Source organism: Archaeoglobus sp. UBA230, from assembly GCA_002507545.1.
Classification (GTDB): Archaea; Halobacteriota; Archaeoglobi; order Archaeoglobales; family Archaeoglobaceae; genus Archaeoglobus.
The window spans coordinates 106,882-119,293 of sequence record DAVR01000003.1 but is presented as its reverse complement, the minus strand read 5'-3'; the positions used below and the strand labels follow the sequence as shown (position 1 = coordinate 119,293).

The following is a 12,412-nucleotide window of genomic DNA, read 5'->3' as shown; positions in this document are numbered from 1 at the left end:
TATTAATAGTCCTACAGCCAATAAGTTTTATGAAAAAGTGGAGGTTTCTTGGAATTGATGACAGCTTTGACGAGAGAAAATGCTGTATAGTCGGCTGTGTTACCTGCGATGGATATGTGGAAGGATTTATGTATGAAGAGATAGAGGTTGATGGACTTAATGCTACTGAGAAGGTTGTAAAAATGGTCAAAAAATCAAAGTTCAGGGATCAGCTCCGCTGTATCTTTTTACCCGGTTTAACCTTTGGAGGGTTTAATGTTGTTGATATCCAGAAGGTTTACGATGAAACTGCCATTCCAGTCATAGTTGTCATGCGGCGAATGCCGGATATGGAAGAATTTATGTCTGCCATCGAAAATTTGAGTGACGCAGATGTGAGGAAGAGTATAGTCCAGAGAGCAGGTGAGATTTACAGGACAAAAACGCTTTACATACAGATTGCGGGGACAAGCTTTGAAGAAGCCGAGAATTACTTGGGAGCTGCGACAATAAAGGGAAACATGCCAGAGGCTGTGAGAATTGCTCATCTCGTGGCTTCTGCAATCATCCACGGTGAATCGAGAGGGAAAGTGTGAATTCGAACGATTGTTTGCAGAGATATATATTTGCTGAGACCTAAAATTTATATGTCATTTATCTTACTGATATCATGCAGCCAATAGAGATTGCGGAGATTCTGACGAGTCAGGCGGCTGTTCTGACATCTATGGTTATAATCGGACTTGTGCTATGTTTCGCCGGATACAGAATTTTCAGTATTTACTCGGCAGCGATAGGATTTCTCATTGGTTTGCTTGTGGGAATATACATTGTGATGGACTACTTCAAGGAGAATCCTTTCCTTGTTCTGCTCATTTCAGCGATTTTAGGGGCTGTGGTTTTCGGCCTCGTTTTCGAGCTTGGGCTTATTGTTACTGGTGCTGCCTTTGGCTACTTCTTTGGTCTATATCTTCTACCCGACTATCCGATTTACTCCTACATTCTTGCAGGTTTATTTGCCTTCACAAACCTCTTTCTCGAAAGAGCACTGACTGTACTCATCACTGCGGTTCTTGGGGCATCTTTCATAATGCTCGCTACCCACATGGCAGTGAACGGGCTGCACATTTACGACATCCTCACTGACTTAAGGGACACTTTTGACATCATGACCAGAAACATATTCCTCGACCTCCTGTGGTTTGTGCTGGTTCTGACAGGGATAATAACCCAACTTGTGCTACATAAGGAGGAGAAGGAAGAGGAAGAAGAGTAAGTCTTTTTTGCCCTTTTACAAATATTTTTCTGTGATCGAGATAGACGGCAGTTTTGGGGAAGGAGGGGGACAGATACTTAGAACTGCGATTGCTCTATCGTGTGTAACGGGAGAAGAGGTCAGGATTAGGAGCATCAGAGCTAATAGACCGAAACCCGGATTAGCGGCTCAGCATCTGAGGGGAATTGAGGCTGCAAAGTTAATAAGCAATGCTGAAGTCGAAGGGCTGAGGATTGGCTCAACAGAGGTTGTTTTCAAACCCGGAAGGGTGAGGGGAGGGGAACTGAACATAAACATCGGAACTGCTGGAAGTATTACCCTCATTTTCCAGACTATACTCCTCCCACTTCTTTTTGCAGAAAGAGAGAGTGTTGTGCGTGTTACAGGAGGGACTGATGTGGCTTGGTCTCCGCCGATTGACTATTTCAGAAATGTGACCCTTAAGGCGCTGAGGGACATGGGACTCGAATATCAGCTTGAAGTTCTGGAGAGAGGCTACTATCCTAAGGGTGGTGGTAGGGTGGAGTTGAAGGTTTCACCCTGTGAGCTCAGAGGTAAGAAATTTGAGAGGATTGAGGAGGGAGTTGAGGGGATAAGCCACTGCCAGAATTTGCCAGAGCATGTTGCTGAGAGGCAGGCAAAGGCGGCAAGAGAGTTCCTACTCGAAAAGGGAATTGATGCGAAATTAGAGGTTCAGACTCTCAGAGGGTTCTCGACGGGCAGCGGTATAACGATCTGGAGTGGCTATAAGGGTGGCAGTGCTCTTGGAGAGAAGGGGAAAAGAGCAGAGTTGGTTGGTAGAGAGGCTGCAGAGAACTTCTATGTCGAGTTCTCCAACTCTTCGGCCTTTGATTCTCATCTTGCAGACCAGATCATGCCCTTTGCCGCTGTAGCCAGAAGATTGACTGAGTATACGACCAGCAAAATTACGCTGCATCAGAAGAGCAATGCCTATGTCATAGAGAAATTCCTTGGCGAAGTCGTGGATATTGACGAGAAAAACAGAGTTATAAAAATTAGAGGGAGAGCTTAAAGCACTCCCTTCTCCTTCCAAAACTCGTAGTCAGCTTTCATCAGGTCTCCATAGTTTTTGATGAGGGTCAAAAGCTGTTTCTGAAGTTCTATGTCTTCTTCTGTCACTTCAGCTTTCAGTTTCTTCTCGAAGGCATTGGCTATTTTATTTCCAAGCTCTTGTGCCTTGCTGATATATTCGTCACCAACGTCACCCGGAATCACACCAAATCCAATGGCATAGCCTACGGGAACAACTCCCCACGCCTTCAGAACCCTGTTAAGATATTCTGCAACCTCTTCTGGCTTACCCACTCCTGCGTAAACTACTATACTTCCACCATACTTTCCCTGAAGTGTTGGTCTGTGTCCGTAGGGGAGCATTCGGTCTATAAAGGTCTTCATCTGCGCTGTAACGTTGAGATAGTAGACCGGTGAGGCAAGAATAACCGCATCGCACTCCTCAATCATAGTCTTCAGCTCGTCCATGTCATCTCTCTGCACACATTTCCCCTTTGCAAGACAGGTGCCACAGCCTATGCAGTAGTTTATCTTTTTTGACTGCAGATATACCTTCTCCACCTCGAATCCTTTGTTCTCAAGCTCTCCCAGAGCTGCATCGAGCATTTTTGAGGCATTACCATATTTTCTCGGTGAGCCGAGAATTCCCAAAGCCTTCAACATATCACCCCAACTCTCCTGCCAAGCCCCTGAGTTTAACCCTCATTCTCTTCGACTTTTCAAGGACAGTCTTGAAATCGGAATCCACAATGATATATATTTCGGTTTCAGGTAGGTCTAAGTTACTTAGCTTTGAATATGCTCTATCACCTTCTGTAAGAAAAAGCTCGATAACAGCAGCCTCACTCATCGCCGTGGAGCTAACTATGGCAACATCAGCGTGTTTCAGAGCATACTCATTTCCATTGAAGGCAACAGCAACTCCTCCGAGGTCTCTGGCAACATCAAACATCTTGTAGTCAGAGATGCTGTCACCAACCACAACCGGAAACTCCACATTTCGGGACTCACAATACGCTCTTACGATCTCAGCTTTCTCTCCAGCCCCAATAGCTTTAACAGATTCCAGCACCTCTGCAACATCTTTCATCGCAAAAACTTCATCGAGCTTCCGATATAATCTCTCACCTCTTAAACTCGCAATCTCGTCTATCAGAGCGAGAAGATTTCTCTTTGTTGACTCGGATAGCCTGATGGACTCGAAATCTACCTCAGTTCCGTGAAGGTGACCCTCTATTCCGATCATGGAGGCTGTCTCTTCCAGATACTGCAAGTAGCTCGTTGATATAACGATAGGTGTCCAATTTTTCTGAAGTTTCATCATTGCCTTCTTCGCATCTGGCACAAATCTTGCTGTGAGTTCTGCTATTTTTCTCATCTTCTCATCTGTAACTTCTGCGGCAAGAAGGAAGGGTGCGAGCAGTTTTAAAGTGTAGCCCGCCTCGTAACCTTCTCTCTTAACTTCGTAGGCTAAATAGTCATCGTAAAGACTCAGATTTCTGAAAAAACGCTCATTGTTGAAAACAGCCATTGAAAGTTCGAGGGCAAAGTCCGTCAGTATCCATGGCCCTTCCCAATCCGTGAAGAACATGCCATTCTGTGGTGTTGTGGATTATTAATCTTGTCTCCGTGAACCCTTTTTATAAGGGAGAGCAATCTCCTCTTCGCAACCTCACTTACTTTAACATCTTCCCACACAGGGCATAACCTGTCCACCACCACGTCCTCTCCATCAAATACCGCTGGATAGAGCCTGCACCCTTCGGGGTGATGTTCGTATATTCTGCACGCGTTTCTCTCATCAAGAAAGTAGCATTTACCCTTCACATTTCTCAACCTAAGGATATCTCCGTCGCTGACAGAAAATTCCTCTCTTGAAAAACCCAAACTCTCGATTCTGCTTAAATCTTCCTCAGTGAGCGGCATTTCAGTCTCTATGCAGCATTTTCCGCAGTAACTTCCGTTCTTCAAACATTTCACATATACTTCTTCAGAATCTTTGAAATCCCTGTCGAGTACTGAATTGCCCTCTTCTCTCTCCATGCAATCTCACCCGGAAGATATTTCTCGGCAATTTTCCTCAGAACGTATTTCCTTACTATCTTTCCATTCTCTCTCTTTATCTTATACTCTGGAGGAATTTTGATGGCCGCACCGATAACCTCCCATCTGAGATAAGGGGTTACGAGCTTTATTTCGTTCCTGTAAGCCAATTTATTGTCTCTTACAAGGTTCGCGTCTCCAATATTCTTCAGGTCAGTAATCAGAGCATCTTCAAGTTCATACTTGTCCATACCTTCGTATCTCTTATACCCTCCGAAAAGCTCGTCTGCACCCTGCCCGAAGACTATTTCTGTAAATCCAAGCGATTTTGCGAAACGCATTGTGAGATAAATCGGGACTGCAATCGAAATCTGGAGGAAGTCACTGCTTTCTACGGTTTTCCTCACAACATCAACCGCATATCTGACCTCCTCCTCGCCGACCCTTAAAATTTCGACCTCTCTGCCGAGCATTTTTGCCGCTTCTCTCAGCCATTCCTCCTCTCTGCTGCTTGCGGTGACCGAAACAAGAGGTAAATCGTAGAGGGCTGCGAGCAACGACGAATCGACCCCACCGGAGAAGGCGATGCACCCAATCCTGACCCTTGAGCTGCCAAGGGATTTCTCAATTTCTTCTGTCATTTCATCAACATCTGCATATTCAACTCTGAATACGTCCTCAAAGGTGTATTTTTTCCTTTCCAGAACTTCGCCAGTGTAATCCAGCTTAACAACTTCACCCGGCATCACTTCGTAAACGTCTCCATCTATGTATGATTTGAAGGAGGATACGCTCATATCGCTGCCGTAGTAGAGCGGCTTACCGCCCAGCACATCACGGGAAAGGAAGATATGAGACGGACGGAAAGCGACGATGGAATATAGAGATTTAAGCTTTAATGGCATCTCGTCAGCGTATTTTAAGTTTGGCACCTCATCAGAATCAAAAAAAATATTGCCTTCCTGCTTTGAAGGATATCTTGCACTCGCGTATATCCTGCTCGCCCTTTCTCCCTCCTTCTCAAATTCCGGGAATGCGTATATCGCCACAAATATGATTTTGTTTCGCTTCTATTAAATTTTGGGATTTCACGATATACCTGAGATTTTCTCTTCAATCGCCTTCCTCAACTTCTCCGCAACAACCTTTCCGTCAACCTTGCCCCTGAACTCTTTCATAACAAGGCCCATCAGAGGCTTGAACGCACCCTCTCCCCTCTCCCTGACAAAGTCTGCCCTCTCTTCCACCAGTTTCCTGATGAACTCATCAACATCCTCAGCACTGCCCAGCTTTTTCAGCACCTCTTCTCCACTTGCTGACGGATTTTCAGCCAGAATTTTCAGCGCTTCCTCTGCCCCCTCCTTTGCCATCTTCCCATCAGCAATCAAGTCAAGAACCATCCTGAAATGTTTCTCTCTCAGCCTGCCGATATCAACACCATCCTTTCTCAGATATGCTGGAGCTGTGTGAAGAACCCTTGCCACAACTGTTGGCTGCAACTTCTCCACATACTCCTCAAAAAGCCTGAAGTGGGGTGAATTTGCCATCTCCCATGCCAAATCGCGAGGCAACAGCTCCTCATACCTCTTAGCCCTTTCCTCGATGAGTTCTGGAATCTCTACCTTCAGCATTTCTTCTGTTATAACAACCGGAGGAACATCAGTTTCAGGATACATTCTCGCAGCTCCGGGCAATGGACGGAGATATGAGGTGGTTCCATCTTCATTAGCCTTCCTCGTTTCCTCCGGAACTCCAACAAGACAGAATTTTGCTCTTTCGATTATTCTCTTCAACGCTCTTTCAACCCTCACGGCATCTCCAGCAGCCATCACAACAGCATCTTCTCCACCAGCTCCGACAAACTCCCTCAGCCTCTCAACCTCTTCACCACTTATACCATAAGCTGGAAGTTCATCGGTGTGAAATATCCCACCAAGGCCGAAGGATTTGGCTATATCTGCAAATTCTGTTCCAAGCCTCCTTCCCGGCTGAATTTCTTTTCCAACAAGTCCTGCAAAACCCTTCAACAGAATAGCATTAACAGTCTTGTTCCTGATTATCTTCGACTTCGTGTTTCTGAATACCTCTGTAACGTCGAATATCTCATCGGTAACCTCTGCTCCCCTCTTCTTAAGCTCTTCTCTGATTTCCAGAAGTCTGAGCTGTCTGATTACCTCATATTCCACAATCTTGTCCAGAATGTCCAGTTCCTGCACACCCTTAATCTCAACTCTTGCCCCGTCCTTTATGCTGATGTTCACATCCTGCCTTATCGTCCCCAATCCCCTTTTCACTTTTCCTGTGGACCTCAGAATCATGCCGAGCTTTGCTGCAACTTTCTTCGCCATCTCTGGCGAATCTATGTCCGGCTCAGTGCCTATCTCCACAAGCGGAATGCCGAGCCTGTCAAGTGAATAAACAGCAAAACCCTCTCCCTCCCTCACCTTTCTGCATGCCTCCTCCTCAAGACAGAGGGTAGCGACTCTGACTCTTTTACCTTCAACCTCCAAAAATCCATCTAAAGCCACCAGAGCCGTCCTTTGAAATCCAGTGGTATTGCTTCCGTCAATAACTATCTTCCTCATCACATGAACTTCATCCGCAACCTCCATGTTCAGCATTTTCGCGACTTGAATGGCAATCTGCAAAGCTTCTTTATTAAGCTCTCTTGGCGGCTCTTCGTCAGCCTCGACGAGACAGGTTGTATCGTAATACTTGTAAATAAACCTCCTGCTCCTTTCAACCTCCTCTTTTGCCGCTCTGTCCTCCTCACCAATCTCGCTCTTCTTGAGCCTCAGATACCGGAAAAACTCGAAGTTTGACTCCTCAACCTCTCTGTGAGTTGTGGGGCAGTAGCAGAAAAGCTTGTGTTTGGTATCAAGCTGCTGGTGGATTTCAATCCCAACTTTCAGTCCAACCATTCCGTAGTCTACCATTTATCGTCTCACCTTCAGCGTTATTTTCCTCAGGTAATTTTCGCTCCTCACATCCACAACATAGGCTTCGGGAGCAATCGTCGGCAGGTGATAACCGGTGAATATCCTCATCACCTCTCCCGCCTGAATGCTGCAAGTCAATGCGTAGGCGATCGGGTCTCTTTTAACATGTGGATACTCCACCTCGCAAAATTTGATGCCGTCGGGTAAAAAAGTGGTGATTATATCGGGAATAAAGGGAGCACCGATTTTTTCAGCCATCTCTGCCATGAATTCGATGTTTTTGTGTGCAACAACGACATCTATTCCTCTCAGCAGTTTTTTCAACTCAGCCTCACTCTCAGGGTACAAGTAGGAAATCACACACGAATCGCTGGACATAGGATGAACGATATCGTAGTTATTCGCCTCAAGCGGGTCTATTGTGCAGTCCAGCCTTGAATCAACTGGAGAAACGTAATCGGATATGTATCTGATACACCCAACTCCACTTCTCCAGAGAATCTCCATCAGCATCCTGCTTCCAACGACAGCTACGCTGAATTTCCTGAGATACTCTATTTTCTCTTCCTCAGCCATTCCGTGCCAGAATATGTGTTTCATCAGACTTCTTCAAATCTCCCCTTGAGCTTTTCAAGCACTTTGGGCAGAGTTGTGTATTCCATATCTTCACTTGGTAATCTGTGTGGTTCAAATGGTCCGTGACGGCGCATATATTCGGCAACCTCAAGAGCCTTGTTTCTTGTGTAATCAAAGGCTGGATCATCAAACATGTCCACTGGCCCCACGAGCTTTCCATTGGCAATCTGGAATCCCGCAGCAATGCACCTTGGTGGACCATCAAATCTTGTGCACTTTGAATACTTGAAGGGAACTGGCATTATTGGCCCATTGTGGCTACCCCTCATCCACCCGCTCACGAGATGCGGAAAGGCAAAAGCTTCAAGAACTTCTCCAACTGCTGGCAGACCGCTTTGAGCCCTCACAAGTGCTACTGGGTCATCTTTTCCGACATACTCGCCAGCAACCTCATACAGCTTTTCGGTGCTCACAACTGCTACAGGCTCATCGGCAGGTACTTTTCCACCTTCCTTCGGATATACTCTCTTTATAACAAACCTACTCTTTCCTCCGATCAGTGCGAGGATGTCATACATTTCTTCTGGAGTTCTCATAAACACTCTCTTGCTTTCTTTTATGTCCCAGATTTCGAATACAAATCCAGAATGCATCGAAGGATCAATAACAAGTCCGGCTGTGTTGAAGGGGTCGGCAAAGATTCTGAATATGGGCATGTTAAAGGCTCCGGGCTCGGTTTTGTCCATCATGAATGCTATCAACGGCTCAGCTTTTCTTTCAGTGAATTCCATCTCTGCCACACCCGGCCCCAATCCTCTCACGTTCCCGGAGAAGGCATCCTTTAGTAAATCTTGCCCGGCACCATACAGTTTCATCTCCTTCGCAATTTCGGCAGCTTTTTCGAACGTTTCCCAGGCAAGTCTGTGGATTTCTTCATTATCAACACCTTTTGTGTGGGTCATCAGCAGCTCAAGATCATCTCCTGCATTAAAGACTCTGAAATCAACAATTAACCCACTATCAACAGCATCCTGAAGACTCTTCTCTGCAACCTTCTTCAGCTCATCGGGCACAGTTGTGTGCCCAGCAACACTGCCGACATCAGCCTTTATCAGAGAAACTGTTACTTTTCTCATGACACAATGATGATGCGTAAACAATTTAAACTTTAAGGTTTATCAAACAAAGACGTGATAACCATGCTGGAGCGTGCACCCACTGGGATACCGGGTTTTGATGAATTGTGTGAAGGGGGTCTTCTCAGGGATAGAAGTTATCTCGTATCCGGCCCGTCGGGTTCTGGTAAAACTATTTTCGCCATGCAGTTCCTCGTTAACGGCATAGAGAATTTTAGCGAACCGGGCGTCTTTGTTGCTACTGAAGAAAGACCCCAGCATCTCAGGGAGCATTTCCTCACCTTTGGCTGGGATTTAGAAAAGTATGAAGATGAAAACATGCTTGCAATAGTAGACGCAACTTCAACAAAAATTGGATTGCCATCGGATGAAAGGTATATTGATGTTAGACCCTTTGACACGAGGTCACTACTCGATCAGATAATAACGATTCAGGATGAAATCGGTGCTAGGAGAGCTGTTGTTGACTCAACAACTTCGATTGGGTTCACTATTGGAGACCCGGCAAAGTTCAGGGTAGAACTCCTCAAAATCGCAACAACCATGGAAATTCTTGGGTTGACATCTATCCTTACCTGCGAGGTTGTCGAGGGAGGGGGAGATAAGATAAGTCGCTTTGGTGTTGAAAATTTCGTTGTGGAAGGCACAGTAGTCCTTTACTACACGAGAATTGAAAACACGAGAGTGAGAAGCATCGAGATTTTCAAGATGAGGGGAACGAATCACAGCAGCAAGATTCATCCCTTCGAAATTACCGACAAGGGGATAGTCGTCTATTCAAAGGAAGAAGTGTTTGCTTAGCGCGCAAATCTCTTGATAACAAATTTTTTGAGGTTTAACGGGTCGGAAAAGTGAAATAGGTTAGCCTTTCCACTAAGCTTAGCTATGTTCTTGCAAAGCTCAAGAAATCTCCCTTCCTTTCCGAACATAATTACCTGCAGCCTTGCGTCCACATTTCTGAGTTTTTCAGCTTCCTTGAGGGCACACCTCCATGGGGTTAAGTAGGGGTTAAAACTTGAAGTTGGTTCACCGTCGGAAATAAGAAAAATGATCCCCGTTCCTGAGCTCTCTCTCAGGATATCCCTTGCCTTTTTCAAAGCCAAACCAATGTCTGTTCTGCCCCTCGGTTCGAGGTTGAGGATATCCCCCTCCTTTATTTCCCTGACCCTATGGTTGAAGGCAACAACCCTCAACTCGTCATTGCTACCCCCCCTCTTAATCGCCCTTTTCAGACACATTGCAGCCTCAATCGCCCCAACTATCTTCCTGCCCCTCATGGAGTCGCTAACGTCAATCAGCATGACGTAAACACACTTTTCAGAGTGCTTCGGCTGTCTTGCGACCATCTCTCTCTCCTCAAATTCGATCTCACCCCTTATTGCCGACTTAAGCAAACTCTCAGGAATGTCGAGGTTGTCAAAAGTGTGCAGATAGGGGTCAAACTCCACAAGTCTTTCGCTGGAGAAAATTGAAACACCAATTTTTTCAGTCTCATGTTCGCCATAATGCTTCTTTTCAAGATTCTGAAGACTTAAGGACAATACTTTTTCTCCAAGCACCTTCTCCGCCTTTGCGGTGTAACTTACTATTTTCCTGTGAAATCTGGTCTCGACCTTCTCGATGTATCCGAGGTCTTGCAATTCCTCAATGACTTCATCGAAGAAGTTATCAACAATTTGACTCATGCTCAACTGCTCCCTGCTGAGCATTTCCTGTCTAAGCATCTCTTTAAGCTCTTCCCAAGCCTTCTGCTTTGCCTCCTTAAGATCGGCAATTTTGTCCATCCAGTAGTTGCTTATGTATCCAAAGGTCTTTGTAAACTCTTTGAAGGTTGAAGAGAGCATCTCGAAGTCTTTAACCATCTCCTCGCTTATGTGCTTTTTTATCAATTCAGTAACATCAAACTCGCCCTGATCTCTGTTGTATGGGTTGAATAGGGAGTAGAGCAAGTCGTCAGCTATCTTCTCTATTCCACTCTCCACTCTCTCGCAGAGTCCGCATTCAGGTTTATCTGTCGTAGGCAGTGTAGACATAAACACCATCCGACACTCTCTCAACCAAACCCGTGCATCTCGCAATCGCTTCAAGGGTTATTTCGAATGCCGAATTCACTTCGCTGCTTTTTCTGCAGATTGATGACAGGAAAGTCCAGAGGTTTCTGTAACTCTTAAGCCCGTTCTCAGCATAGACGTCAATCTCCCCCATCTCGGAAAGTTCCTCCATCAAACCGCCAAAGATGTTTCTTGGAATTTCGGAGTAAATTTCTCCGCAAATCGTGTCAATCGAATCATTGACAACTCCGACAATCACGTCGTCCTTGCTAACTTCATCCTCGTAGTCAACTTCAAATCTGCTCTTTAAAGCCAGCTTTACATTAGAGTAATCTTTGCCGTAATCTGCGAACATTACAGCTTCTCTTCCATTTCTCAGAGCCGATGCGGCTACATGGTCAAAGGCTTTGATTGTAGCCCTGCAGCTTGGTTCAACCTCTATCCTTGCCGAATACCTACAATTTCTGCTTCTCATGCATCTTACAGCACCAGCGAGAATCTTGAGATGCCATTCCGGAATGATATCTTTCCTTATAGCCATATTTTTAAGTCCAATCGCTATTTCCTCTTCAAGCGTCTCTGGTGGGCCTATATCAATCTGCTCCATTCTGTCGAGCAGCGGCTCCTTGATGTCAGACACTCCCCTGTAGTTTGCCGGATTGGTTGAAGCTATGACAAGGGTATCTATCTTCATTGGGATTATGTCACCTTCTGGTGTTGTAATCTGCTTCTCCTCCAGCAGTTCATGAAGTAATGTCTGCAGAGATGATGGGATGGAGCCAAGTTCGTCGAAATAGGCAATACCCCGATGTGCCTTAAGCACCCTTCCGGGAGTGAAAACTTCTGGATGATCCAAATCGTAGCCTTCCTTTATCTTCTGCAGACTGATTCCACCTATTAGTTGTCTTGTTGTCATCATCGGGTCTCCTGCCACTCTTATCCACTTTTTGGGTATGAAGGTGAGTTCAACCTCCTCTTCCTCCAGCAGCTTTTTCTTACATGAAAAGCAGGTGGGCTGTGTGGGATCGTCATGGATTCTGCAACCTTTAATCGCCAGTATTTTTTCTGGTAGAAGCTTGGAGATGGTCTTGGAAAAGGTCGTTTTTCCATATCCCTTCTTTCCCTTAAACAGTATATTTGAACCGCTCATCAGAGCAGTCTTAACCATATCTTTTTCGATCTCTTTCCCAACGATTTCTGCAAATGGGTCTATACCTTTCTTCTCAAACTCAATTAGCTTGTCCCGGATATACTCCGATACGCTCTTTGAGTGGTAATTTATATATTCCTCGCTCCAAATGTCAATTTCCTCTCCTTCCAGTATGAATTTTGGAGAATTTCTTTCCGTAATCTTAACTTCTTCGAATATATACTCCATCG

General features: G+C 45.4%; 13 protein-coding genes. 4 read left to right on the top strand and 9 right to left on the bottom strand.

What is annotated here, in order from left to right:
* The first annotated feature begins 29 nt into the window (after nucleotides 1–29).
* The 3 genes from BP688_RS00780 to rtcA all read left to right on the top strand — a co-directional run bounded on the left by BP688_RS00780 (nucleotide 30) and on the right by rtcA (nucleotide 2,288).
* Nucleotides 30–575, top strand: coding sequence for an endonuclease dU (locus BP688_RS00780; protein WP_290597961.1), 546 nt, complete (start codon nucleotides 30–32; stop codon nucleotides 573–575).
* Between the two features lie 74 nt (nucleotides 576–649).
* Complete coding sequence (locus tag BP688_RS00775; RefSeq protein ID WP_290597960.1) at nucleotides 650–1,255, top strand: TM7S3/TM198-like domain-containing protein; 606 nt, start codon at nucleotides 650–652, stop codon at nucleotides 1,253–1,255.
* A 31-nt stretch (nucleotides 1,256–1,286) separates the two neighbouring features.
* Entirely contained in the window at nucleotides 1,287–2,288 is a 1,002-nt protein-coding gene (gene rtcA, locus BP688_RS00770) for an RNA 3'-terminal phosphate cyclase (RefSeq protein WP_290597959.1), read from the top strand.
* On the opposite strand, the gene BP688_RS00765 is transcribed toward rtcA, so the two are convergent.
* Genes BP688_RS00765 through fbp form a run of 7 tightly spaced genes read right to left on the bottom strand, consistent with a single transcriptional unit; the run spans nucleotide 2,285 to nucleotide 8,981 of the window.
* Complete coding sequence (locus BP688_RS00765) at nucleotides 2,285–2,950, bottom strand: flavodoxin family protein (RefSeq protein WP_290597958.1); 666 nt, start codon at nucleotides 2,948–2,950, stop codon at nucleotides 2,285–2,287. The two genes, rtcA and BP688_RS00765, sit on opposite strands and share 4 nt — an antisense overlap.
* Nucleotide 2,951: 1 nt before the next feature.
* Nucleotides 2,952–3,878, bottom strand: a complete 927-nt coding sequence (locus tag BP688_RS00760) for a hypothetical protein (protein WP_290597957.1) — start codon at nucleotides 3,876–3,878, stop codon at nucleotides 2,952–2,954.
* Nucleotides 3,842–4,330: a YkgJ family cysteine cluster protein gene (locus tag BP688_RS00755; protein WP_290623756.1), complete on the bottom strand. Its 489-nt coding sequence runs from the start codon at nucleotides 4,328–4,330 to the stop codon at nucleotides 3,842–3,844. Before BP688_RS00755 ends, BP688_RS00760 begins: the two co-directional genes overlap by 37 nt.
* Nucleotides 4,264–5,379 carry an asparagine synthase family protein gene (locus BP688_RS00750; RefSeq protein ID WP_290597955.1) on the bottom strand — a complete coding sequence of 372 codons (1,116 nt, stop codon included), beginning with the start codon at nucleotides 5,377–5,379 and terminating at the stop codon, nucleotides 4,264–4,266. Before BP688_RS00750 ends, BP688_RS00755 begins: the two co-directional genes overlap by 67 nt.
* 39 nt (nucleotides 5,380–5,418) lie before the next feature.
* Nucleotides 5,419–7,266 (bottom strand): Glu-tRNA(Gln) amidotransferase subunit GatE, encoded by a 1,848-nt coding sequence (gatE, locus tag BP688_RS00745; RefSeq protein WP_290597954.1) that lies wholly within the window; start codon nucleotides 7,264–7,266, stop codon nucleotides 5,419–5,421.
* On the bottom strand, nucleotides 7,267–7,869 hold the full coding sequence (locus BP688_RS00740) for a hypothetical protein (protein WP_290623754.1): 603 nt from the start codon (nucleotides 7,867–7,869) through the stop codon (nucleotides 7,267–7,269).
* Nucleotides 7,869–8,981 (bottom strand): fructose-1,6-bisphosphate aldolase/phosphatase, encoded by a 1,113-nt coding sequence (gene fbp / locus BP688_RS00735; protein WP_290597952.1) that lies wholly within the window; start codon nucleotides 8,979–8,981, stop codon nucleotides 7,869–7,871. Before fbp ends, BP688_RS00740 begins: the two co-directional genes overlap by 1 nt.
* 63 nt (nucleotides 8,982–9,044) lie before the next feature.
* On the opposite strand from fbp, the gene BP688_RS00730 reads away from it, so the two are divergent.
* Entirely contained in the window at nucleotides 9,045–9,782 is a 738-nt protein-coding gene (locus BP688_RS00730) for an ATPase domain-containing protein (RefSeq protein ID WP_290597951.1), read from the top strand.
* Here the strand turns inward: BP688_RS00730 and BP688_RS00725 are convergent.
* Together BP688_RS00725 and BP688_RS00720 are read right to left on the bottom strand one after the other, a co-directional pair.
* The gene (locus BP688_RS00725; protein WP_290597950.1) at nucleotides 9,779–11,014 is read right to left on the bottom strand and encodes a VWA domain-containing protein; all 1,236 of its coding nucleotides are present in this window, start codon (nucleotides 11,012–11,014) and stop codon (nucleotides 9,779–9,781) included. The genes BP688_RS00730 and BP688_RS00725 overlap by 4 nt on opposite strands.
* On the bottom strand, nucleotides 10,989–12,410 hold the full coding sequence (locus tag BP688_RS00720; protein WP_290597949.1) for an ATP-binding protein: 1,422 nt from the start codon (nucleotides 12,408–12,410) through the stop codon (nucleotides 10,989–10,991). Before BP688_RS00720 ends, BP688_RS00725 begins: the two co-directional genes overlap by 26 nt.
* Nucleotides 12,411–12,412: the final 2 nt, after the last annotated feature.